General features: G+C 73.0%; 19 protein-coding genes, 1 rRNA gene and 1 pseudogene. 18 read left to right on the plus strand and 3 right to left on the minus strand.

Annotated features, from left to right (window positions below; translation table 11 throughout):
• The first annotated feature begins 4 nt into the window (after positions 1-4).
• The 4 genes from rrf (at position 5) to ACH34Q_RS38720 (ending at position 4,033) form a co-directional block, all read left to right on the plus strand.
• Positions 5-121, plus strand: a 5S ribosomal RNA gene (gene rrf / locus ACH34Q_RS38705).
• 623 nt (positions 122-744) lie between these two features.
• Positions 745-1,572, plus strand: coding sequence for a hypothetical protein (locus ACH34Q_RS38710; RefSeq protein WP_395988160.1), 828 nt, complete (start codon positions 745-747; stop codon positions 1,570-1,572).
• Entirely contained in the window at positions 1,554-2,735 is a 1,182-nt protein-coding gene (locus ACH34Q_RS38715) for a hypothetical protein (RefSeq protein ID WP_395988161.1), read from the plus strand. Before ACH34Q_RS38710 ends, ACH34Q_RS38715 begins: the two co-directional genes overlap by 19 nt.
• Before the next feature lie 128 nt (positions 2,736-2,863).
• A complete protein-coding gene (locus ACH34Q_RS38720) occupies positions 2,864-4,033 on the plus strand; it encodes an alkaline phosphatase PhoX (protein ID WP_395988162.1) in 1,170 nt (389 codons plus the stop codon).
• A 36-nt stretch (positions 4,034-4,069) separates the two neighbouring features.
• Here the strand turns inward: ACH34Q_RS38720 and ACH34Q_RS38725 are convergent, their stop codons facing one another.
• Together ACH34Q_RS38725 and ACH34Q_RS38730 are read right to left on the minus strand one after the other, a co-directional pair.
• Complete coding sequence (locus ACH34Q_RS38725; RefSeq protein WP_395988163.1) at positions 4,070-5,002, minus strand: MBL fold metallo-hydrolase; 933 nt, start codon at positions 5,000-5,002, stop codon at positions 4,070-4,072.
• A 96-nt stretch (positions 5,003-5,098) separates the two neighbouring features.
• Positions 5,099-6,370 (minus strand): DUF1015 family protein, encoded by a 1,272-nt coding sequence (locus ACH34Q_RS38730; protein WP_395988164.1) that lies wholly within the window; start codon positions 6,368-6,370, stop codon positions 5,099-5,101.
• A 71-nt stretch (positions 6,371-6,441) separates the two neighbouring features.
• Between ACH34Q_RS38730 and ACH34Q_RS38735 the strand changes: the two genes are divergently transcribed.
• From ACH34Q_RS38735 to ACH34Q_RS38745, 3 genes are all read left to right on the plus strand, one after another.
• A complete protein-coding gene (locus ACH34Q_RS38735; RefSeq protein WP_395988165.1) occupies positions 6,442-6,882 on the plus strand; it encodes a tetratricopeptide repeat protein in 441 nt (146 codons plus the stop codon).
• Between the two features lie 21 nt (positions 6,883-6,903).
• Positions 6,904-7,908: an HAD-IIA family hydrolase gene (locus ACH34Q_RS38740; protein WP_395988166.1), complete on the plus strand. Its 1,005-nt coding sequence runs from the start codon at positions 6,904-6,906 to the stop codon at positions 7,906-7,908.
• A 99-nt stretch (positions 7,909-8,007) separates the two neighbouring features.
• Positions 8,008-9,069 (plus strand): glycerophosphodiester phosphodiesterase family protein, encoded by a 1,062-nt coding sequence (locus ACH34Q_RS38745; RefSeq protein ID WP_395988167.1) that lies wholly within the window; start codon positions 8,008-8,010, stop codon positions 9,067-9,069.
• Between the two features lie 16 nt (positions 9,070-9,085).
• Here ACH34Q_RS38745 and ACH34Q_RS38750 read toward each other — a convergent pair whose 3' ends face one another.
• A complete protein-coding gene (locus ACH34Q_RS38750; RefSeq protein ID WP_395988168.1) occupies positions 9,086-9,427 on the minus strand; it encodes an SCP2 sterol-binding domain-containing protein in 342 nt (113 codons plus the stop codon).
• A 114-nt stretch (positions 9,428-9,541) separates the two neighbouring features.
• Here ACH34Q_RS38750 and ACH34Q_RS38755 point away from each other — a divergent pair, with 114 nt between their 5' ends.
• The 11 genes and pseudogenes from ACH34Q_RS38755 (at position 9,542) to ACH34Q_RS38805 (ending at position 23,900) form a co-directional block, all read left to right on the plus strand.
• Positions 9,542-9,874 carry a hypothetical protein gene (locus ACH34Q_RS38755; protein WP_395988169.1) on the plus strand — a complete coding sequence of 111 codons (333 nt, stop codon included), beginning with the start codon at positions 9,542-9,544 and terminating at the stop codon, positions 9,872-9,874.
• Positions 9,871-10,680, plus strand: a complete 810-nt coding sequence (locus ACH34Q_RS38760) for a TlyA family RNA methyltransferase (RefSeq protein WP_395988170.1) — start codon at positions 9,871-9,873, stop codon at positions 10,678-10,680. Before ACH34Q_RS38755 ends, ACH34Q_RS38760 begins: the two co-directional genes overlap by 4 nt.
• An 81-nt stretch (positions 10,681-10,761) precedes the next feature.
• Positions 10,762-11,649: pseudogene (locus ACH34Q_RS38765) on the plus strand (NAD kinase); the annotation flags it as partial.
• A 241-nt stretch (positions 11,650-11,890) separates the two neighbouring features.
• Complete coding sequence (gene recN / locus ACH34Q_RS38770; protein ID WP_395988171.1) at positions 11,891-13,588, plus strand: DNA repair protein RecN; 1,698 nt, start codon at positions 11,891-11,893, stop codon at positions 13,586-13,588.
• Positions 13,589-13,927: 339 nt separating this feature from the next.
• Complete coding sequence (gene steA, locus ACH34Q_RS38775) at positions 13,928-15,166, plus strand: putative cytokinetic ring protein SteA (RefSeq protein WP_395988172.1); 1,239 nt, start codon at positions 13,928-13,930, stop codon at positions 15,164-15,166.
• Positions 15,163-16,122: a copper transporter gene (locus ACH34Q_RS38780; protein WP_395988173.1), complete on the plus strand. Its 960-nt coding sequence runs from the start codon at positions 15,163-15,165 to the stop codon at positions 16,120-16,122. The genes steA and ACH34Q_RS38780 overlap by 4 nt, the downstream gene beginning before the upstream one ends.
• A 5-nt stretch (positions 16,123-16,127) precedes the next feature.
• On the plus strand, positions 16,128-17,192 hold the full coding sequence (locus ACH34Q_RS38785; protein ID WP_395988174.1) for a hypothetical protein: 1,065 nt from the start codon (positions 16,128-16,130) through the stop codon (positions 17,190-17,192).
• Between the two features lie 200 nt (positions 17,193-17,392).
• The gene (gene murJ / locus ACH34Q_RS38790) at positions 17,393-18,997 is read left to right on the plus strand and encodes a murein biosynthesis integral membrane protein MurJ (RefSeq protein WP_395988175.1); all 1,605 of its coding nucleotides are present in this window, start codon (positions 17,393-17,395) and stop codon (positions 18,995-18,997) included.
• A gap of 77 nt (positions 18,998-19,074) precedes the next feature.
• A complete protein-coding gene (locus ACH34Q_RS38795; RefSeq protein WP_395988250.1) occupies positions 19,075-20,223 on the plus strand; it encodes a glycosyltransferase family 4 protein in 1,149 nt (382 codons plus the stop codon).
• 292 nt (positions 20,224-20,515) lie between these two features.
• The gene (locus ACH34Q_RS38800) at positions 20,516-21,595 is read left to right on the plus strand and encodes a TerC family protein (protein WP_395988176.1); all 1,080 of its coding nucleotides are present in this window, start codon (positions 20,516-20,518) and stop codon (positions 21,593-21,595) included.
• Between the two features lie 103 nt (positions 21,596-21,698).
• A complete protein-coding gene (locus ACH34Q_RS38805; protein ID WP_395988177.1) occupies positions 21,699-23,900 on the plus strand; it encodes an acyl-CoA dehydrogenase in 2,202 nt (733 codons plus the stop codon).
• The last annotated feature ends 104 nt before the right edge of the window (positions 23,901-24,004 follow it).

Here is a 24,004-nt window from a genome sequence, read left to right on the forward strand (position 1 = left end):
AGCGTTCGGTGGTCATGGCGAAGGGGAAACACCCGGTCCCATCCCGAACCCGGAAGTTAAGCCCTTCAGCGCCGATGGTACTGCATGGGAGACTGTGTGGGAGAGTAGGACACCGCCGGACATATATATTGGTCGAGGGTCGCCCCGGTTTCTGGGGCGGCCCTCGACGCGTGTCTAGGACCTGCCAAAATGGGTGGGGCAGGCCCACGAAACCACAATGAACAGTGACGGACGTGATGAGCGCGGAAGAGGACGGCCGCAGCGACGACAGCCGCGAGCGGCGCGGCAAGGACGGAGGGCGCGGTACGCCGCCCCCTCGTCGCGGAGGCGATGCCCGCGGTGGCTCCGGAGGTGCGGGGTTCCGTAAGGGCGGTGGCTCGCAGGGGGGCCGTGGCCGTTCTGAAGGCGGTACCGGCGAGGGCGGACGACCGCAGGGGAGCGGCGGCCGCGGCCGGCCGTTCAGCGGAGGCCGTCCCGGTACCGGTGGTGGCGCCAAGGGACGTCCCGGAACCGGTGGTGGCGCCAAGGGGCGTCCCGGCGACCGGGACGATCGGCGGCAGGACCGGCCCTTCAAGCGTTCCGACGATCGGCGGGGTCCGGGTGCGACCGGCGCCGGCTCGAGCGAGCGCGGAGCATCCCGTCCGGGTGGCCCTCGCGGCTCGCGTCCAGCAGGCGGTCCCCAGGAAGGGCGCAAGCCCTCTTCGGGTTCCCAGGGCCGGAAGTTCGGGCCTCCCCGGGACCGCGATGGCGGTCCTCGCAGGGACGATCGCGCGCGTCCGCCGCGGGATGACCGTCCGCGTCGGGACGACCGTGCCGCCCGTGACGATCGGCCGCAGCGTCATGATCGGCCCCAGCGCGATGACCGGCCGCGTCGTGACGACCGGCCCCAGCGGGACGACCGCTTCCGACGCGATGACCGGCCCCAGCGGGATGACCGGGGTTCTCGGGACGCCCGGCCGAGCCGTGATGACCGTCCGCAGCGGGATGCCCGCTTCGCACGCGATGACCGGCCGCCGCGGGATGACCGGGGTTCCCGAGACGCCCGGCCGAGCCGTGATGACCGGCCGCAGCGAGACGATCGCTTCCGCCGTGATGATCGTCCGGCTCGTGACGCTCGTGGACCTCGTGATGATCGTCCGCAGCGGGACGCGCGTTCGGGTCGTGACGACCGGCCGCGCCGTGATGACCGTCCCCAGCGTGATGATCGGCCGCGCCGGGACGACCGTCCGCAGCGCGATGCGCGGTTCGGTCGCGATGACCGGCCGAAGCGGGACGATCGGCCTCAGCGGGATGACCGGGGTGGCCGTGATGACCGGCCGCGTCAGGATGATCGTGGCGGGCCGGGACAGCGGCGGCCGGGGGCGGGCGCCGAGCGCGGCTCCGGGCCGCGTCGTGAGGGCGGCCGGGGACGTCCGGGTGACCGTGACAGGTCGCCGGGCGGTTACTCGAAGCGGCCCCAGGAAGCCGGTGCCGGGCGGCCCTCTGGGCCGCGCGACCGTTCCGATCGCCGGGACTACGCGGAGGAGCGGCCCGCGCCCAGGCACAACGATCCGGTGCTGCCGGACGATGTGACGGGCGAGGAGCTGGACCTGGACGCGCGCGCCGAGCTGCGTTCGCTGCCCAAGGACCTGGCTCTACGGGTCGCGCGGCACCTCGTGATGGCGGGGCGGCTCGCCGAGGAGGAGCCTGAGACCGCGTACCTGCATGCCAAGGCGGCACGCCGGCTGGCGTCGCGGGTCGGGCTGGTACGGGAGGCGGCGGGCTTCGCCGCGTACCACGCGGGGGAGTGGTCCGAGGCCCTCGCCGAGCTGCGTGCGGCGCGGCGCCTGAGCAGCGCCGAGGATGCGTATCTGCCGATCATGGCGGACTGCGAGCGTGGCCTGGGACGTCCCGAGCGTGCGCTCGACCTGGTCAAGGCGCCCGAGGCGAAGAAGCTGGATCAGGCTGGCCACATCGAGCTGCGCATCGTCGAGTCCGGGGCGCGGCGTGACCTCGGCCAGTACGAGGCGGCCGTGGTGACCCTTCAGATACCGGAGTTGCGGGACCGCAGGCTCCGGCCCTGGTCGGCGCGGCTCCTGTACGCGTACGCCGACGCGCTCGCCGAAGCGCAGCGCGAGAGCGAGGCGGCGGAGTGGTTCGCCAGGGCGTCGGCCGCCGACCGCGACGGGGAGACCGACGCGGCCGAGCGGTACGCCGAGCTTGAGGGCCTGGAGATCGTCGACACCGAGGACGATGAGTCGGCCGGAACGCTCGAGCCGGGCCAGGACCGTCAGGCCGAGTCCGCCGGCGAGGCGTCGGCGCCACTGGCCGAGGACGACGAGGACGACGAGGACGACGAGGACGACGAGGACGACGAGGACGACGAGGACGACGAGGACGACGAGGACGACGAGGACGAGGTGATCGGCGGCGAGGCCGAGACCGAGGACGAGGCCGATGCCGGCGATGAGGCTCAGGCCGAAGTCGTGGCGGCGGAGCCGCGGCCCGAGCCGGAGCCGCAGGACGAGTCCGGCGGCGTTCCGGAGGCATCCGTGCCCGCGGAGCCGTCCGATCCGACGGCGATCGCGTTCATGGCGGCTCCGGCCGAGCCCGAGACGGCTCCAGAGACGCCCTCAGGGGCGGCTGAGGAGCCTGTACGGGACGTGCCCGCCCCGGAGGTTCCGGAGGCGCCTGCGGTCTTCCTGGAGCCGCAGGCGGCCGACGAGCCGGACGAGGAAGGGCCCCCGTCCGGCTGACAGATCCCTCGCGGGCTTGACGGGCGGGGCGGTTCGCCCGATATTCACGAGATCGTGTCGTTCGGGGGGTGGGGGAGTCATCCGGTCGTGATCGACTCCTCCACGATCTTGTTCTCGTGAGGAGCGTCATGCCCACCCCCCTGAACCGACGCATGTTCCTGCGCGCCACGGCGATCGCCGGTGGCACCACCGCCTTCTCGGGCGCTTTGTGGCACCAGGCGTTCGCCGGGCCCGCGCAGCCGGGGCCCGGCCCGTACGGCGCGCTGCTGGCCGCCGACGCCAACGGACTCCAGCTTCCGCAGGGCTTCACCGGCCGGATCCTGGCCCGCTCCATGCAGCGGGTGGCCGGTACGCGTCACACCTGGCATGCGGCCCCGGACGGCGGTGCGTGCTTCCGTGACGGTGATGGCTGGATCTACGTCAGCAACTCCGAGGTCCCCCTGGTGGGAGGCGTCTCCGCGGTCCGTTTCGGCGCGGACGGCACTGTGGCGTCCGCGTACCGGATCCTGAACGGAACGACCCTCAACTGCGCGGGAGGGGCGACGCCCTGGGACACCTGGCTGTCGTGCGAGGAGCACGACTTCGGGCTCGTGTACGAGACGTACCCGCAGGGCGGCAAGTCGGCGAAGCCCCGTCCCGCCATGGGGCGGTTCAAGCACGAGGCCGCGGCCTGTGACCCCGAACGCCAGGTCGTCTACCTCACCGAGGACCAGTCGGACGGTTGCTTCTACCGTTTCCGGCCCAGCACCTGGGGCGACCTGTCCGCGGGCACCCTGGAGGTCCTGGTCGGGTCGGACGTCGGCCCCGTGAGCTGGGCCAAGGTGCCGAACCCCCGGATCTGGACCACCGCGCCCCGCGACCAGGTGGCGGGAGCCATGCGGTTCGACGGCGGTGAGGGCTGCTACTACGCGGGCGGCATCTGCTACTTCACCACCAAGGGCGACCAGCGCGTCTGGTCGTACGACGCCGCTGCCGGACGGCTCGACCTGACCTACGACGACGACCTCGTCACCGGAGGAGAGCCCCCGCTCTCGGGCGTCGACAACATCACGGGTACCTCCTCGGGCGATCTGTACGTCGCCGAGGACGGCGACGACATGGAGATCAACCTGATCACGCCCGAGGGCACCGTCGCGCCGTTCCTGCGACTCAACGGGCATGACGACTCGGAGATCACCGGTCCCGCGTTCTCGCCGGATGGAAGCCGGCTGTACTTCTCCTCCCAGCGAGGCAAGAGCGGCTTCATCGCGGGCACCGATGGCTACACGTACGAGGTGACGGGCCCCTTCCGCCGCTGACGGGGCGTCAGCGGCGATTCCAGCGATGGGTGGGCATCATGCGTGCCGGTTCAAGGCGTGCATGATGCCCGCGACGTTGCTCTCGGTGCTGTTGAGCACCTCGTACTTGGCGGCCAGTTCAGGGTCGCCGCCCTTGCGCGTGACCGCGTAGCGCTCGTTCGTACGCTCGCGGACCATCTCCACCGCATGGTCCAGGTCGAGGCCCTCGTCCTTGGCGTCGCTCACCGCGTCCACCCAGATCCGCAGTTCCTCCGCGGACCGCTCCAGCGTGTCGCTCACTTCGACGACCGGGCCGTAGTGGGCGAACAGCAGACGCTGCGGCCCCAGGTCCTGGAACTTGCGCAGCGACGCCAAGGCCGTCTCGAGGTCGAAGTCCGGGGGAGGCGTCGCCGGCCGTACGTCCTTGGTCTCCGGGACGTAGATGCCGGCGGCGTCCCCTACGTACAGGTCTCCCGTCCCGGAGTCCATCAGCCCCACATGGTGCTTGGCGTGCCCTGGGGAGTAGTACGACTCCAGGCGCCGCCCCCCGCCCAGGTCGATCACGCCGGTGTCCTCGACCGCGCGGATCCGTGCCGCGTCCGTGGGGCGCAGCTCCCCGAACAGTGTGTCGAGGCTGTCCCCGTACACCATCCGGGCACTGCGCATCAGCCGTTCCGGCGACGCCAGGTGCCGTGCGCCCTTCTCGTGCACGACCACCTCCGCCTCGGGATACATCTCGGCGATGTCGCCGACCCCGCCCGCGTGATCGAGATGGATGTGGGTGACGACCACCGTCGCCAGATCCGCGGCGCCGACGCCCAGCTCGCTCAGCGCCTGCCGTACGACCGGCGCCGAACCGGCGGTTCCCGGTTCCACCAGGCAGGGCCGGTCGGACAGGATCAGGTATCCCGCGGTGATGCCCGCGTAGCCCGCCATCCGCGTGTCGATCTCGTAGACGTCCCCGCCGAGTGGCGTGATCGTGGTGTCCATCGGAGGATCATCTCGCGGGTCCGGCCGGGTTGGCCACGGTTCGCACGGCGCCATCTCCAAAGCACCGCGCCATCTTCCGAGGACGGCTACAGGCCGTCACAGACGGCGCAGGACCAGGCCGGTACGGGGTTTGGGGCCGAACGAGGTGGACTTGCGGGGCACCCGTTCCCCCTCGGCGGCGACGGCCAGGACGTCCTCGACCTTGAGGGGGTTGAGGATCACTGCCGTGCCGCCGGTACGGCGCGCCCGGTCGATGGCGGCCACGGGGTCGTCGTGGACGACCTCGACGCTGTGCTCGTCCTCGGGGATCTTCCAGATGTCCCGGATCAGGAGGTGGTCCAGGATCGCGGTGTCCAGGGCGCGCCAGCGTGGCGAGTGGCCGGTGGGCAGGGCCCGTGCGAGGCGTTCGGGCGCGGGATCGGTGAGCAGATGCAGGTCCTCGCCGGTCGCCAGCAGGAACGCGGGGCCTCCGGCGTCCTTGAGGGCCGCGATGGCTTGCGGGAACGGGAGGCGGGTCGTTCGGAACGCCTCCCGCGCCTGCTCCAGGGCGGTCTCAGGGGGAAGGCCGGGGAGTACCCGGTGGATGGCGCCCAGATGGGGCGGATAGCGCGTGGAGTCGACCAGGAGGGCGAGGCCGTAGTCCCAGGGGCCCGGCCCGTGGCGGGCCTGCAGGGCCCTGTACGTGGCGTAGCGGTGGTGCCCGTCGGCGATGAGCGCCTGGCGGGGGCGCAGGTCTTCCGCGATCCGGGCGTGCAGAGCGGGATCGTCGACGCGCCAGAGCCGATGGAGCTGATCGCCGGCGCGGAACTCCATCAGCGGCGGGAGCGCGGCGGTCGTGTCGATGATCGCGGCCGTGTCGCCGCCGCCCTCGTAGACGAGGAAGATCGGCTCCAGGTTGGCGCGGGTGGCCTCCATCAGGGCGAACCGGTCGCGGACCGGGCCCGGATAGACGTTCTCGTGGGGCAGGACCACGCCATCGGCCTCGGCGCGCAGCCCCAGGGCGCCGATCAGGCCGCGCTGGCCGTCGGTCTCGTACAGGTACAGGGCCGGCGTGGGATCGGTGACGAGCGAGCCGTCGGCGAGCCAACGGCCAAGCGTGGCGGCGGCGCCGCCGTAGTCCTCCGGCAGGGTGAGCCGGACGATGTTGTGGCCGCCGCGCGCCTTCAGTCGTTCGACCTGGTCGCGGTCCAGCAGGTCGTACGGGGGGCTGGTGACCTCCGCCGGGTCGATGCGCGGGGCGAAGCGGACGCCGCGGAACGGCGCCAGCTCCAGCCCGGCGCGCGATCGCGGCCCGGTGGTCCCGAAGATCCAGGCGCTGAACTCCTCCGGTCCGAGCCCGGACGGGAAATCGGCCTTCACCGTGGGCATGCTATTGAGCGACGGGTGAGTGAACGGCGGGCGGGTACGGTCCAAGTGATCGGGGTCCGAGGGAGGTCCATATGGATGTTCAAGGATCAGGACGGTCGGACGATTCCCCCGGCGGCGCCCATCCCGGCCCCGCCGGCCCGGACGGCGGGGTCTACGAGTGGTACACGCGGGGCCTTGAACTGCTGAAGTCCGGGAGCGCGGCCGCCGCCGCACAGCTTCTGGTACGGGCGGCCGAGGCGGAGCCGTCATCACGGTCCATCCGGGAGGCGCTGGCGCGCGCGCAGTTCGGCGCACGGAGCTTCCAGGAGGCGGCCGAGAACTTCCGCTACATCGTCGAGACGGATCCGGCCGAGGACTACGCCCTGTTCGGCCTGGGGCTCTCGCTGAGCCGTCTGGGGGACTTCCGGGGGGCGGTGGAGCCACTGGCCCTCGCGGTGGCCATGCAGCCCGAGAACAGGGACTATGCCAAGGCCCTGCGGCATGCGCGGGCCACCCTGGAGGCCCGCAAGTGACGCTCTCGTACGATGGCGGCGATGAAAAGCTGTGATCGGCCGTTGTGCGAGGCCTACGACGTCGCTCTGCTCGATCTCGATGGGGTCGTCTACATCGGCCACCGGCCGGTGCCGGCGGCGGCCGAATCGCTCGCCAAGGCCCGCGCGGCCGGGCAGCGGCTCGCCTTTGTGACCAACAACGCCTCCCGTACGCCCTCCGCCGTCGCGGCGCTGCTCACGGACGTGGGCGTCCCCGCGGCGGCGGACGACGTCGTCACGTCCGCGCAGGCCGCCGCGCGCCTCCTGGCCGACAGGCTTCCAGCGGGCGCGAGCGTACTCGTCGTGGGAGGCATGGGATTGCGGCAGGCCCTCTACGCGAGGGGCTTGAAGCCCGTGTCCACCGCTGCGGAACGGCCGGCGGCAGTCGCCCAGGGGTACGACCCGGGCCTGTCCTACGGGCTGCTGGCCGAGGGGGCGTCGGCCGTACGGAACGGGGCCCTGTTCGTCGGCTCCAACGGCGATCTCACGATTCCCGGTGGGGGCGGCCCGCCCAAGCCCGGCAACGGGTCGCTGCTCAAGGTCATCAGCGCCGCCACCGGTGTGGAGCCCATCATCACCGGCAAGCCCGAACGGCCCCTGCATCACGAGTCGATCCTCCGTACGGAGGCACAGCGTCCCCTCGTCGTAGGCGACCGGCTCGACACCGACATCGAAGGCGCCTACAACGGGGGCGCCGACAGCCTGCTGGTCTTCACAGGCGTGACGGACCCGATGACGGCTCTCACCGCCCCGTTCCACCACCGCCCCACCTACATCGCCCCTGACCTGACGGGGCTGCTCGCGCCGCATCCCGGAGTACACGCCGACGGGGTCGGCTACGAGTGCGAAGGCTGGACCGCCCGTTGGGACGACGACCGGGTCGAACTCACGGGCGAGGGCGACCCCTACGACGGACTGCGCGCACTGGCCGCCGCCGCATGGCGGGACGACACCGTTCCGCCGGCGAAGGCACTCGAGGGAGCACTCCAGCGCCTCGCCCTCACCTGACCGGCCCGGCGGGACTTGGCCCAACGGCCGCATCACGTTCCCCCGGCGGTCACGGGCGGATGGTTACCTCTCCTGAATTCACCTTGGGAGGGGTATGCCGTGAGGCGTTCGATGCTGGTGGGAGTGCTGAGTGCCGGGTTGGTCGCGATGGGTTCTTCGGCCCTGACGGATCCCGCTTTGGCCAAGGACAAGGCCAAGGGCGAGGATTTCGATCTGCAGGCTCACCGGGGCGGCCTGGGATTGGTCGTGGAAAGTACGGTTCCGGCGTTCGCCAACGCGCTGCGACTCGGGGTCAGCACGCTGGAACTGGACGTGCAGATCACCGAGGACGGGCACGCGGTCGTCACCCATGACCGCCGCATCAGCGACCGCAAGTGCCGGGACACCGCTCCCGCCGTGGCCGGCGACCCCGAATACCCCTACGTCGGCAAGTACATCAACACGTTGTCCTTCAAGCAGGTCCGCACGATGGACTGCGGATCGCGGACACTGGCGGAGTTCCCGGAGCAGCGCGCCGTACCCGGGGCGAAGATGCCCCTGCTGCGCGAAGTGTTCACGCTGGTGCACCGCTACCGCGCGTACGGGGTCAAGCTCAACATCGAGACCAAGGTGGAAGCCGGAGCACCCCACGAGACGGCGCCGCGTGAGCAGTTCGTCCAGGTCACCGCCAAGGAGGTGCGCCGCGCGCGCATGCGGCGTCAGGTGACGATCCAGAGCTTCGACTGGGGCGCCCTGATGCGGATGCGCGAGGTCGAGCCGAGACTTCCGCTCGTAGCGCTCACCAATCACGACTTCCTGCAGACCGGGCAGCCGGGCCGGTCGCCGTGGCTGGGCGGGATCGACATCGACGACTTCGGTGGGGACCCGCTGAGGGCGGTCAAGTCGTTCGGAGCCGGTGCGTTCTCGCCCGTGCACGGCTTCCCGCAGAACGGCAAGGTCACCGACCCCGGCTACCGGCCGTACGTGACCGGGGACATGGTCCGGCGCGCGCACCGGATGGGGCTCAAGGTGATCCCCTGGACCGTCGATGACGAGCCGACCATGAACAAGCTCATCGACGACGGCGTGGACGGGATCATCACCGACCACCCCGACCGGCTCCGTGCCGTCATGGCCGAGCGCGGGCTGCGCCTGCCCCGCCCGTACCGGGCACGGCCGTGAGCGTGGGCCGGGCGGGCTAGAGCAGCTTGCGCAGGCGGAGCAGGTCGAAGATGCTCGCGTCGATCTTGAGACGGCCGGTCGCCCACGCCTTGGCCGGGTTCATCTCGTCGGCGGCCAGCGCGACCAGGTCGTCGCTGTTCACCGTGAGGCGGACCTGGGCGCCTCCCGCGTCCCCGGTGGGCTCGAACGGGTCCAGCCCGCCCGCGTGCAGCCGGGACGCGTAGGCCACCCGCAGATCGGGGATCCGGCAGCTGATCGTCCGTTCCACGACGTGCTCGGCGAGCCGGTCGGCGTCGACCGCCGCCAGGCGCTCGGCGATCCGGTCGAGCGCGGCTCGGCACTCCTCCTCGTTGGCCATGGTCAGGCCGTTCCCCCTTCGATCGACGACGATGTCGTGATGGGACGGTAGCGTTCTGACTGGGCCCGTGCGACTCGCGGCGGGCGATCGGTGGCCCGCTTGGAGGGAGACGTGATGTCCGACGAGGCCGCGCACGACCCGGCGGAGGCGCCGGTTCCGCGCGCGCCGGCGCCAGCGCCGGTCCCGCCCGGCCCCGAGCCGACCGGCGATCCGCGGATCGACGCGGTGCTGGCCCGGCTGGGCGAGCTGGGCGGCGTGCCGGTGTCCGGCCACGTGCCGGTCTTCGAGGGGATCCACCAGCGGCTGCAGGAGCTGCTGGTCTCCGCCGACCAGGACGAGCCCGCACCCGCCGCCCCGCCCCAAGCGCCCGCCGGAGCCCAAGCGGCTCCCGGGCCGCCGAGGCCCGGGCCCTGGCCCCAGGGGCCGCGTCCGGGATCGTGGCCATGAGCCGCCGGCGGCTGGACGCCGAGCTGGTCCGGCGCGGGCTGGCCCGTTCGCGCGAGCACGCCTCCGACCTGATCGCCGACGGCCGGGTCAAGGTCGGCGGGCAGGTCGCGGGCAAGGCCGCGACGCAGGTGGAGACCGGCGCGGCGATCCTGGTCGCGACCGGGGACGCCGGGCCCGAGTACGTCTCGCGCGGCGGCCACAAGCTGGCCGGCGCGCTGGAGGCCTTCGGCGACCTGAAGGTGGCCGGCCGCGTCTGCCTGGACGCGGGCGCCTCCACCGGCGGGTTCACCGACGTGCTGCTGCGCGCGGGCGCCTCGCGGGTCTACGCGGTCGACGTGGGGCGCGCCCAGATCGCCTGGTCGCTGCGCACCGACGACCGGGTGAGCGTCCTGGAGCGGGTCAACGTCCGCGACCTCACGCCCGAGCTGCTCGGGCAGCCCGAGGCGCCCGCCCCCGACCTGGTCGTGGGCGATCTGTCGTTCATCTCACTCCGCCTGGTCCTGGAGCCGCTGCGGCGCTGCGTCGCCCCCGGCACCGACTACGCGATCATGGTCAAGCCGCAGTTCGAGGTCGGCAAGGAGCTCGTCGGTGCGGGCGGCGTCGTCCGCGATCCCGAGCTGCGCGCCGACGCGGTACGGGGGGTGGCCGCGCACGCGTGGACGCTGGGCCTGGGAGCGCTGGGCGTGACGGCGAGCCCGCTGCCGGGCCCGGCGGGCAACGTGGAGTACTTCCTGTGGCTGCGGGCGGGTGCGCCGCGGCTCGACGAGGCCGACCTGGCCAGGGCCGTGGCGGAGGGACCCCAGTGATCCCTGCGGGCCGCCCGGACGTAGTAGCGGGCGTGGAAGTCACACTGGAAGCGAACGCGGAAGCGGTGTCGGAGCGTGCCCATGGGTGAGAGATCGGTACTGGTCGTCACGCACACGGGACGGCCCGAGGCGGTGCGCAGCGCGCAGCTGGTGATCGACCGGCTCAGTGCGGCGGGCATCTCGGTACGGGTGCTCGAGAGCGAGGCCGCCGACATCGGCTGCGCGGGCGTGGACGTGCGCCCGGGCACCGGGGCGGCGGCCGAGGACGCCGAGGTGGTGATGGTCCTCGGCGGCGACGGCACGCTGCTGCGGGCGGCCGATCTGGCCCGCCCGGTGGGCACGCCGCTGCTCGGCGTCAACCTCGGGCATGTCGGCTTCCTGGCCGAGGCCGAGCGGGATGACCTCGCCGCGACCGTCGACCGGGTCGTCACCCGCCGCTACGACGTCGAGGAGCGGATGACGATCGATGTCGTGGTGCGCCGCAACGGCGGCGTCGACGGGACGACCTGGGCGCTCAACGAGGCCAGCGTCGAGAAGGCCGAGCGCGAGCGGATGCTGGAGGTCGTCGCCGAGATCGACGGCCGCCCGCTGTCCAACTGGGGCTGCGACGGTGTGGTGTGCGCCACCCCGACCGGCTCCACGGCGTACGCGTTCTCCGCCGGCGGCCCGGTGGTGTGGCCGGAGGTCGAGGCGATGCTGGTGGTGCCGATCAGCGCGCACGCGCTGTTCTCCCGCCCGCTGGTGGTCTCGCCCCAGTCCACGGTCGCGATCGAGGTACAGCCCGGCACGGCCCGGGCCGTCCTGTGGTGCGACGGCCGCCGCACCATCGCCCTGCCGCCCGGCGCGCGGGTCGAGGTACGGCGCGGCGCCGATCCGGTACGGCTCGCGCGGCTGCATCTGACCCCGTTCACCGACCGGCTGGTGACCAAGTTCGGGCTGCCGGTCACCGGCTGGCGAGGCCGGGCCCGGCAGGCCGCGGCCGCGGCGGCGGTGCCCCCCGGGCCGGCCGGCGACGGCCCGCTCGAGGACGGCCCGGCGGGCCGCGAGGTGAGCAGGACCCGTACGAGCGAGGTGACCAGCGACGATGCCTGCGGTACGGGCGGTCCCGAGCCCGCCGGGGAGGCCGGGATCGGGCCGGGACGGTAATCTCACCAGCGAGGCGCTGAAACCGGGATCTGTTTTGCGAGGGGTTGTGACGCTGGTGCGTCCGATGGTCGATGAGGTGCGGATCCAGGGCCTCGGTGTGATCGACGAGGCCGTGCTGGAGCTGTCGCCGGGCTTCAACGTCGTCACCGGTGAGACCGGGGCGGGAAAGACCATGGTGGTCACCAGCCTGGGCCTGCTGTTCGGCGGCCGCGCCGACCCGCAGCGGGTCCGGCCGGGCGCCGACCGCGCCACCGTGGAGGGCCGGATCGTGCTCGATCCGGGCGGCCGGGTGGTCGAGCGGGTGGAGGAGGCCGGCGGCGAGCTGGACGACGGCGTGCTGCTGATCACCCGCTCGGTGTCGGCCGAGGGACGCTCGCGGGCGCATCTGGGCGGCCGCTCGGTGCCGGTGAGCCTGCTGATCAATCTGGCCGACGACCTGGTGGCCGTGCACGGGCAGTCCGACCAGCAGCGGCTGCTGCAGGCCGGCCGGCAGCGCGGCGCGCTCGACCGGTACGCCGGCAACGCGCTGCTCAAGCCGCTGCGCGCCTACACCGCGGCGTACGAGCGGCACCGCCAGGTCTCCGCGCTGCTGGTGGAGCTGACCACCCGGGCGCGCGAGCGCGCCCAGGAGGCCGAGATGCTGCGCTTCGGCCTGGAGGAGATCGAGAAGGTCGATCCCAAGCCGGGCGAGGACGCCGAGCTGGCGGCCGAGGAGGAGCGGCTCGGGCACGCCGACGCGCTGCGCGGCGCCGCCGACTCCGCGCACGAGTCGCTGCTGGGCGACCCGTCCGCCGCGTTCGAGGCGGCCAACGTGGTGACCCTGCTGGGCACGGCCCGCAACGCGCTCGACGCCGTACGCGACCACGACCCCGAGCTGGCCGGGCTGGCCGACCGGCTCGCCGAGGCCGGCTACCTGGTCTCCGACGTGGGCACCGACCTGGCCGCCTACGCCGAGTCGGTCGACGCCGACCCGGCGCGGCTGGCGGCCGTCCAGGAGCGGCGCGCCGAGCTGATCGGCCTGACCCGCAAGTACGGGCCGACGCTGGACGAGGTCCTGGAGTGGTCCGGGCGGTCGGCCGAGCGGCTGACCGAGCTGGAGGGCGACGACGACCGGATCGAGGGGCTGGCCGCCGAGCAGGCCGAGCTGGCCGGGCGCCTGGAGGCCGAGGCGGCCGAGCTGACGTCGGTGCGCACCGCCGCCGCCGAGCGCTTCTCGGCCGCCGTCACGGCCGAGCTGACCGCGCTGGCGATGCCGCACGCCCGCATCCACGTGATGGTCAACCCGACCGGCGAGTACGGCCCGCACGGCGCCGACGAGGTGGAGGTACGGCTCGCGCCGCATCCCGGATCGTCGCCGCTGCCCCTGCACAAGGGCGCCTCGGGCGGTGAGCTGTCGCGCGTGATGCTGGCGATCGAGGTGGTGTTCGCGGGCGCCGACCCGGTCCCGACGTTCGTGTTCGACGAGGTCGACGCGGGCGTGGGCGGCAAGGCCGCGGTCGAGATCGGGCGCCGGCTGGCCCGGCTGGCGCGCAACGCCCAGGTGATTGTCGTCACCCATCTTCCGCAGGTGGCGGCGTTCGCCGACCAGCATCTGCTGGTGGAGAAGTCCGACGACGGCACCGTCACCCGCAGCGGCGTGACGGCGCTCGACAGGGAGGGCCGGGTGCGCGAGCTGTCGCGGATGCTGGCCGGCCTGGAGGACTCCGAACTCGGCCGCGCCCACGCCGAAGAGCTTCTGGAACTGGCCGCCGAGGAGCGCTGAGCCAGAACGCGAGAGCAGACACGCCCACTGTATGGCTTGGGGCGTGTCTGCTCTCGCGTTCTGGCAGGATGGCAGTTGTTGGCCTGCTCTCCTTGTGGAGAGGCCGGTGGTCACCCACCGGGTTTCCTGTTTCACAGGCAGCCGCCCACTGAAAGCAGAACTCTCAGCGGGACTTGCACCGCCTCCGCAGGCGTTTCACCTCTCCACCGGCCCGGCGGCGAGGTTGGTCTCGAACACCGTCAGCTTGGTTATCACTGACAGCATGTAATCTAGCAGTTGGTCAAGATGAGAAGGGTTGTTCTTCGCAATGGGCGCCTCAGTCTCCGTCGCCGGGAAACGATGAACGACCCGACTCCGACCACCGAGCGGCGCGTCCGGCTCTCGCAGAGGCTGCCGCGGCGCGTCCTTCCGCTGCGCCGTGGCCGCGACGAGGGCCGTGCCGGGGTGAGCGCCACGGTGCGCCTCGACCGCAGGACCAAGAACCTGACCAAGCGGCTGCAGCCCGGCGAGATCGCCGTGATCGACCATGTCGACCTCGACCGGGTGAGCGCCGAGGCGCTGGTGTCCTGCGAGGTGGGCGGCGTGGTCAACGTCGCGCCCAGCATCTCGGGGCGCTATCCCAACCTCGGCCCGCAGATCCTGGTGGAGGCCGGCATCCCGCTGGTCGACGACGTCGGCCCGGAGATCTTCAGCCGGCTGGACGAGGGCGACCAGATCCGGCTGGAGGACGCGGTCGTGCACCGCGGCGACGAAGTGATCGCCAAGGGCACCCTGCAGACCACCGAGACGGTCGAGGCGTCCCTCGTCGAGGCCAAGGCGGGCCTGGCGCACCAGCTCGAGGCGTTCGTCGCCAACACGATGGAGTACGTCAAGCGCGAGCGCGACCTGCTCATCGACGGCGTCGGCGTGCCCGAGGTGGCCACCGCCCTGGAGGGCCGGCACGCGCTGATCGTGGTGCGCGGCTACCACTACCGCGAGGACATCGCCGCGCTTCGCCCGTACATCCGCGAGTACCGCCCGGTGCTGATCGGCGTGGACGGCGGCGCGGACGCGCTGCTGGAGGCCGGCTACCGCCCGGACATGATCGTGGGCGACATGGACTCGGTCTCCGACGACGCGCTCACCTGCGGCGCCGAGATCGTCGTGCACGCCTACCGGGACGGCCGGGCGCCCGGGCTACAGCGGGTGCACGAGCTCGACCAGGACGCGGTGGTGTTCCCGGCCACCGCCACCAGCGAGGACATCGCGATGCTGCTCGCCGACGACAAGGGCGCCTCGCTCATCGTCGCGGTCGGCACGCACGCCAACATGGTGGAGTTCCTCGACAAGGGCCGGGCCGGGATGGCGAGCACGTTCCTGACCCGGCTGCGGGTGGGCAGCAAGCTCGTGGACGCCAAGGGCGTGAGCCGGCTCTACCGCAGCCGGATCTCCACCGGCTCGCTGCTGTTCCTGGTGCTGGGCGCCTTCATCGCCATGACCACCGCCGTGTTCATGTCACCGGCCGGGGACGTCATCCGTCCCCTGCTGGCCGACCGCTGGCACGCCTTCCTCTTCTGGCTGACCGGACTCTTCACGTGATCGATTTCCGATACCACCTCGTCTCCATCGTCGCGGTCTTCCTGGCGCTGGCGCTGGGCATCATCCTCGGCTCCACGACGCTGTCGCAGTCGGTGACCAAGGGCCTGCAGCGGCAGACCGCGCAGCTGGCCAAGAGCAACGAGGAGCACCGCCGTACGGGGACCAAGCTGCGCACCCAGGTGGAGGGCGACGAGAACTTCGCCCGCACGCTCGGCCCGCAGATCGTCGCCGACCGGCTCAAGGGCCAGTCGCTGATCTTCGTCGAGACGCCCGGCGCGAGCAACGCCAGCATCGAGCAGCTGAGCGAGCTGGCCAAGAACGCGGGCGCCGCGGTCACCGGCCGGGTGACGATTCAGAAGAAGTTCCTGGACGACGACCAGACCAGTACCGTCGACGAGCTGGCCGGCCAGCTCAAGCCCGCTGACATGACGTTCCCGTCGGGGGCAGGCAGCTACGACAAGGCCGGCGCGGTGCTGGCCTCGGCGCTGGTCACCAAGGACGCGGCCAAGACGGGCCGCGAGGACGGTGCCGCCGCCTCGATCCTGGCCGGCTTCCGGCAGGCGGGCTACGTGACCACCAGCGGCAAGCCCGGCCAGCATGCGACACTCGCGGTCATGATCGCACCGTCCTCCCCGTACGCCTCCGAGGGCGGGGACACCGACAACAAGGCGCTGCTGTCGCTGGCCGCGGCGCTGGACGGCGCCAACAGCGGCACCGTGCTCGGCGGCCCGTCGACCGCCGTCCAGGAGGGCGGGCTGGTCGCCGCGCTGCGCGACTCCGACATCGACAAGTCGGTCTCCTCGCAGGACACCGTCGACACGGCCTCGGGGCAGGTGGCGACGCTGCTGGCGCTGCAGAACGAGATGAGCGGCAAGGTCGGGCACTACGGGACGGGCTCGGGCGTGAGCGGGTACCTGCCGTCGCCGCCGCCCCCCGCCGCCGGAGGAAACGGGTGACCCCCATGAACGGACCCACGGTGCCCCCGACCACGGTGCCCCCGACCACGGTCTTCCGGACCACGGTGCCCCAGACCACGGTGCCCCCGACCTCGGCGGTGTTCCGGACCACGGCGTCCCGCAGCACGGGCCGGCTGCTGGCCGGCTCCGCGCTCGGCGCCATCGCGGCGCGCGCCGCCTACCGCTCCCTGAGCCGCCGCCCGCCCGGTGTGAACGGGCTGCCCGGCGAGGAGGTCTGGGGCCGCACCAACCACCGGGGCGAGGCCGTCACGCTGCTGGAGGGCCCCGCGTTCGTGGCGGGCGCCACCGCCGGCGTGCTGCTGGCCCCCGGGCTGGGCGGCCGCGCCCGCGCCGCCGCGCTGCTGGCGGGCGCCGGTTCCGGTGTCCTCGGCGGCTACGACGACCTGGCCGGATCGGCCGACTCCCGTGGCTTCAAGGGCCATCTGGGCGCGCTGGCACGCGGCGAGGTCACCAGCGGCGCGGTGAAGATCCTCGGCATCGGCGCGACCGGCCTGGCCGCCGCCGCGATCGCCGGCTCGCCGGCCCCGACCCGTCCGGGACGGGCCTTCGACACGCTGGTCAACGGCGCGATCGTGGCCGCGGGCGCCAACTTGATGAACCTGTTCGACCTGCGGCCGGGCCGCGCGATCAAGGTGGCGCTGATCACCGGCGCGCCGCTGGCGCTGACCCGGTCCGGATCCGCGGTCGTCGCGGCCCCGCTGGGCGCCGCCACCGCGCTGCTCCCCGAGGACCTGGCCGAGCGCGCCATGCTCGGCGACACCGGCTCCAACGCCCTGGGCGCGCTGCTGGGCCTGGCCGCGACCCGGCTGGGACGCGGCCCGCGGCTGGCGGTGCTGGCCGGTCTGGCGGGCCTCAACGCCGCCAGCGAGTTCGTCAGCTTCACCAAGGTGATCAAGAACACGCCGGTGCTCGACCGGATCGACATGCTGGGCCGCCGCCCTCCGGCCACCCCGGGCACGGCGGCCTCGGTCCCCGCGCAGCCGGGCCACCCCCTCGGCCACGCCGCCGGCGAACCCGGCTTCGCGCCGGTCACCGACCCCGCCCCCTGAGCCCGCCCGCTCCGGGTGCCCGCGGGCGTACCGCAGCCGGGCGCACCGCGGAGCAGAGCCGGCAGACCTGAGCGGCCGGCAGGCCGGCCGGAATCGTCCGGCCCGCCGGGACCCGCCCCGACCGCACCCGCCCCGACCGCCAGTGGTGAGCTCCAGATCGTGACTCCGACCTTCGCGCCGCCGTCCTCCCGGGGGCGGGCGTGACACCGAGCATGCGCCGCCTGGCCGGCGGGCTGGCGGGCGCCGCCGTGCTCATCGGGGTGCTCACGGTGCTGTCGCGGCTGGCCGGGTTCGGGCGGACGTTCGCGTTCTCCCAGACCGTCACCACGTCGTGCCTCAGCCAGGCGTACTTCACCGCGACCCAGCTGCCCAGCATCGTGTACGAGATCGTCGCGGGCGGCGCGCTGGCCAGCATGGTCGTCCCGGTGCTGGCGGGCCCGGCCGAGCGCGGCGACCGGGAGCGGGTGCGGCAGATCGCCTCGGCGCTGCTCACCTGGATCGTGCTGCTGATGGTGCCGCTGTCGGCGCTGATGGCGCTGCTCTCGCGGCCGCTGATGGAGCTGCTGGTGGGCGGCGACCTGCAGGGCTGCTCGCGGTCGGGGATCGTGTCGGTGGGCGGCGACATGATGGCGATCATGGCGCCGCAGATGGTGATGTACGGGGTGGCGGTGGTCCTGTACGGGCTGCTGCAGTCGCACCGCCGGTTCGTCGCCCCGGCGCTGGCGCCGCTGATGTCGAGCCTGGTGGTGATCGGCGCCTACCTCGTCTACGCGCCGCTCGGCCGGGGGTACGAGAACGATCTGGCGGGCCTGCCGCTGTCGGCGGAGCTGACGCTGTCGATCGGGACCGCGCTCGGCGGCGTCGCGATGGCGGTGACGGCGGGCATCGCCGCCTGGCGGCTGCGCCTCGGGCTGCGGCCCACGCTGCGCTTTCCCGAGGGGGTGGCGCCCAAGGTGCGGCGGCTCGCCGCCGCGGGGCTGGCGACGGTGGTGGCGCAGCAACTGTCGGCGCTGCTGGTCGTACGGCTGAGCTATGAGGGCACCGGCGGCGCGCTGGCCAACTACCAGTACGCCTGGGCGATCTACCTGCTGCCGTGGGCGATCCTCGCGGTGCCCATCGCGACCAGCGCGTTCCCGATGCTGTCGGCGCGGATGGACGAGGTGGCGGAGTTCGACCGGATCACCGCCTCTACCACCCGCGCGGTGATCCTGGTGTCGTGCGCGGGCGCCGCCGTGCTGGCCGCGGTGGCGGTCCCGGCCGCCGCGGTCTTCAACCCCGGGCAGCCCGATCAGCAGGAGGTGCTGAGCCGGGCGGTGCTCGCCTTCGCGCCGGGCCTCATCGGGTACGGACTGATCGCCCACCTGTCGCGGGTGCTGTTCGCCTGCCATCGCGGGAGGATGGGGGCGGCCGCCGTCGTCGCCGGCTGGGTGCTGGTGATGGTGGCGGACGTGATCCTGGTGCTCACGGTCGACCGGCAGTGGGTGGTGGCGGCGCTGGGCCTGGGCAACGCCATCGGCATGACCGTGGCGGGGGCGCTGCTGCTGGGCGTCGTGGTCAGGGCCCGGGGCCGGGCGGCGGTACGGGGCGTACCGCGCGCGCTGGCGGCCGGGCTGGCGGGGGGAGTGGCCGGAGGGGCCGCGGGCAACGCCGTCGCGGCCGCCCTCGGTACAGGAGGACAGGTGCTGAACATCGGGATCGCCGCACTCGCCGCCGTTGTCGCCGCGGCCGTGTTCGCGGCGTTCGCGTTGGTGATCGACGGCCGGGATCTGCGGGCCGTCCTGAGCAGGAAGGTCGCGCGCAAATGACGGAACGAGACGCTGCCGGGCACGCGGTAGGTGACGCGGCGGGGCACCTGACGGGTGACGTGGCCAAGCTGGACGGGCTGCGGGTCGCGCTGGTCCTGGGCACCAGCGCGGGCGGGGTGGGCCGGCATGTGCGGTCCGTCGCGTTCGGGCTGGCCGGGCGGGGGGCGCGGGTGGTGGTCTGCGGGCCGCCCGAGACCGAGAAGACGTTCAGGTTCGCGCGCCAGGGCGTCCGGTTCGCGGCGGTGGACCTGGCCGACCGGCCGCGCCCGATGAGCGACGCCAAGGCGGTCGGCCGGCTGCGCACGCTGCTGCGTGGCGCCGACGTGGTGCACGCGCACGGGCTGCGGGCGGGCGGTCTGGCGGCGGCCGCGTGCGCGCGGGTCGCCCCGGGCCCGCTGCGGCTCGGGCGCGGCGGGCCCCCGCTGGTCGTCACGCTGCACAACGCGGTGATCGCGGGCGGCAAGACGGCCGTGGCGTACGCCGCGCTGGAACGGGTCGTCGCCCTCGGCGCCGACGAGGTCCTCGGTGTCTCGCCCGACCTGGAGCAGCGGATGCGCGAGCTCGGCGCCCGCTCGGTCGGGCATGCGCTGGTGCCGGCGCCCGTACCGAAGGCGCAGCCGGACCCGGCCGCGCGGTCGGAACTGCGCGCCGAGCTGGGCGTGGGGGAGCGCCCGCTGATCCTCACCGTCGGCCGGCTGGCCGACCAGAAGGGCCTGCCGACGCTGCTGGAGGCGTCCCGGGGCTGGGCGCGGCGCACCCCGCCGCCGCTGGTCGCGATCGTCGGCAGCGGACCCCTCGAAGCCATGCTGCGCGGCCGGATCGAGGCCGAGGACCTGCCGGTACGGCTGCTGGGCGGGCGCGGGGACGTCCCGGCGCTGCTGGCGGCGGCCGACGTGACCGTGGTCCCGAGCGTGTGGGAGGGGCAGCCGCTGATCGTCCAGGAGATCCTGCGCACCGGGCGGCCGCTGGTCGCCACGCGGGTCGGCGGGATCCCGCGGATGGTCGGCGCCGACCGCACGGGCGCGCCGGAGACGGGGACGGAGGCGGCGCTGCTCGTCCCGCCCGCCGACCCCGAGGCGCTGGAACGGGCCGTGAGCCGCGTGCTGGACGACTCGGCCCTGGCGGTACGGCTCGGCGCGGCGGCGGCGGAGCGCTCCCGGGTGCTGCCCGTCGAGTCGGACGCGGTCGACCAGCTGGCGGGGATCTACCTCGGGCTCACCATCTGACGGACCCGCCCCCTGCCGGGCACCGCCCGGCTGAGGGCGGCTTGCGCGTGGGAGGTGGTCGGGTCTTAGACGCCTCCCACGCGGTTCCGGTTCGAGCCCGTTCAGAAAAAAGGCGAGATCTTGGAACGCGCGGGTCGGCTGCGGCGTTTGAGGAGGTAATGGAGGGGAGTATCCCCGCGCGTTGGTCTCGTCAGCACGGTCGGTCCATACCGGCCCGGGGCCTTCGGCCCGTTCCGTATCAGCAGGGCGGGAGAGACCTCCGGCGCTAAGCCATGCCCGCCGGAGGTATGTTTTGCACGTCTCACCCCTGGTGTGGGGTCTCACCCTGCTCGGGATCCTCGCCATCATCGCCGCCGACCTCTTCGTGATCCACCGAGGGGACACGCGGGAGTTCACCACCCGCCGGGCCGCGTTCTGGTCCATGGTCTACATCGGCCTCGCCGTCGCCTTCGGGCTGGGCGTGTGGGCGTTCTCGGGCGGTGAGTACGCCGCGCAGTACTTCGGCGGCTTCGTCACCGAGAAGAGCCTGAGCGTCGACAACCTGTTCGTCTTCATGGTGATCCTGGCGCGGTTCGCGGTGCCCAAGCACGCCCAGCACACCGTGCTGATGGCCGGGATCGTGATCGCGCTGGTGCTGCGCGGCCTGTTCATCGCGGCGGGCGCCGCCGCCCTGAACGCCTTCACCTGGGTGTTCATCATCTTCGGTGTCTTCCTCATCTGGACCGCGATCGGGCTGATCCGCACCGCGGGCGAGGACGAGGACGTCAAGGAGAACTTCCTGCTGCGCTGGGTGCGGCGGGTGCTGCCGACCAGCGACGAGTACGAGGGCAACAAGGTCGTCACGCGCCGCAACGGGCGCCGGGTGTTCACCCCGCTGTTCGTGGTCATCATCGCGATCGGCTCCACCGACGTGATGTTCGCGATCGACTCGATCCCGGCGATCTTCGGCCTCACCACCGAGCCCTACCTGGTCTTCACCGCCAACGCGTTCGCCCTGATGGGCCTGGTGCAGCTGTACTTCCTGCTGGGCGGGCTCGCCGACCGGCTGGTCTACCTCAGCCACGGGCTGGCCTTCATCCTGGGCTTCATCGGCGTGAAGCTGATCCTGCACGCGATGCACGAGTACGGCGTCGACTGGGCGCCCGACGTCCCGATCTGGCTGTCCCTGGCGGTGATCGCCGGAACGCTGGTGGCCACCACGCTCGCCAGCCTGGCCGCCGACCGCCGCCGTGCCCCCGCACGGGCCGCGGCCGAAGCGGCCGGGGCGGCCGGTTCCGCGAAGGCTTCCGAAGCCGTCCCGGAGAAGGCCGGCCCGGACGCCGGCCAGGGTGCCGCGAGTGACCCGGACGCACTGGAGTCACGCGAGGTGTGAGAAGGTCGCGCGGAACTTTGGGCTGAGACGAAGCTCACCTGCCCATCGGACCCGAATCCTGTTCTAGAATCAGGATCACTAATGGGCTGAGAGAAGGTGACGCATGGCCATCGGGCTGACCGAAGAGCATGAGGCACTCGCCGAATCGGTGCGCGGGTTCGCCGAGCGCAACATCACGGCCGCGGTCGTACGGGCGGCGCTGGACGCCGGCGAGGAGACCAGGCCGGAGTTCTGGTCGGCCCTGGCCGAGCAGGGGCTGCTCGGGCTGCATCTGGACGAGGAGCACGGCGGGCAGGGCTACGGCCTGCTGGAGCTGGCGGTCGTCCTTGAGGAGCTGGGCCGGGCCGCCGCGCCCGGCCCGTTCCTGCCGACCGTGCTGGCCAGCGCGGCGGTGCACGCCTCCAGCAACGCCAAGGCGCGCGCCGCGCTGCTGCCCGGCCTCGGTGACGGGTCGGTGACCGGCGCGCTGCTGGGGTCCGGCGAGTTCACCGCCCGCCGGGACGGCGACACCCTCGTCGTCACCGGTACCGCGGAGCCGGTGCTGGGCGGCGCGCTCGCCGACGTGCTGGTGCTGCCGGTGTCGGTCGAGGGCGGTGGCCGCGAGTGGCTGGCCGTCGACGCGACCGAGGCGGCCGTGACCCCGATCGCCGCCAGCCTCGACCGGGTCCGCCGGGTCGCCAAGGTGGAGCTCACCGGCGTCCCGGTGGCCGCCGACCGCGTGCTGGACGGGCTCACCGACGGCCAGGTCATCGGCCTGGCCGCCACGCTGCTGGGCGCCGAGGCGGCCGGCATCACCTCCTGGTGCGTGACCACCGCCGCCGAGTACGCCAAGGTGCGCGAGCAGTTCGGCCGCCCGATCGGCCAGTTCCAGGGCGTCAAGCACAAGGCCGCCCGGATGCTGATCGCGCAGGAGCAGGCGCGCGCCGCCGTCTGGGACGCCGCCCGCGCGCTGGACGACGGGGCCGAGGACGCCCCGTTCGCCACCGCGGTCGCCGGCGTGATCGCCCTCGACGCCGGGGCGCGCTCGGCACGCGACGCCATCCAGATCCTGGGCGGCATCGGCTTCACGTGGGAGCACGACGCCCACATCTACCTGCGCCGCGCGCTGACGCTGCGGGCGATGGCCGGTCCGGCCAAGCACTACGCGGCCGAGGTGGCCGGGCTCGCGCTGGCCGGCGGCCGCCGCGAGGTCGAGCTGGAGCTGGAGCTGGACGCGCAGCCGGTACGCGAGCGCGTCCGCGCCCAGATCGCCGAGCTGGCCGCCATCAAGGACAAGGGCGAGCTGAACCGCACGATGGGCGACGCGGGTTGGACCGTGCCGCACCTGCCCGAGCCCTGGGGCCGCGGCGCCGACCCGGTCGAGCAGGTCCTGATCCAGCAGGAGCTGAAGGCCGCCGGCGTCAAGGCGCCCAACCTGGTGATCGGTGCCTGGCTGGTGCCCTCGCTGGTCGCGTACGGCTCGGACGAGCAGAAGGAGCGCTTCCTGCGCCCGACCCTGCGCGGCGAGCTGATCTGGTGCCAGCTGTTCAGCGAGCCGGGCGCCGGCTCCGACCTGGCCTCGCTGTCGATGCGGGCCGAGCGGGTCGAGGGCGGCTGGAAGCTGACCGGCCAGAAGATCTGGACGTCGGTGGCCCAGCACGCGCAGTGGGGCTTCTGCCTGGCCCGGACCGACCCGGACGCGGCCAAGCACGACGGCATCAGCTACTTCCTGGTCGACATGAAGGCCCCCGGCGTGGACGTGCGCCCGCTGCGGGAGCTGACCGGTGAGGCGCTGTTCAACGAGGTCTTCCTGGACGAGGTGTTCGTCCCGGACGACCAGGTCGTCGGCGAGGTCGACAAGGGCTGGCAGGTCGCCCGCAACACGCTCAGCAACGAGCGGGTGTCGCTGTCGACCGGCGGCGGCATGGGCATGGGCGTACCGGAGCTGCTGAAGTTCCTCGCGGGCGAGGAGCTGGACCCGATCGCCGAGGCCGAGGTGGGCCTGCTGATCGCGCAGGGCCAGTCGATCGACCTGCTGGGCCTGCGGACGACGCTCAAGCAGCTGACCGGCGTGGAGCCGGGCGCCGAGGCCAGCGTCCGCAAGCTGCTCGGCGTGCAGTTCAACCAGGACGTCGCCGACTACTGCTGGGCGGCCCAGGGCGTCGAGGCCGCGACCGAGGTGCCGATGACGCGCAGCGGCATCGTGGCCCGGGCGATGCTGTTCAGCCGGGCGATGACGATCTACGGCGGTACCACCGAGGTGCAGCTGAACATCATCGGCGAGCGGTTGCTGGGCCTGCCCCGCGACCCCGAGCCGGGCAAGTAGGCGAGGCGGACCGCGGCGGGCATACCAGGCCCGCCGCGGTCCCGCACGGCAGGGCCGGCCGGTGGGCATGGGCTGGCTAAAATGCCGACTTCGTCCCATCGCGA

It is taken from the genome of Actinomadura sp. 9N407 (assembly GCF_044326315.1).
Lineage (GTDB): Bacteria > Actinomycetota > Actinomycetes > Streptosporangiales > Streptosporangiaceae > Spirillospora.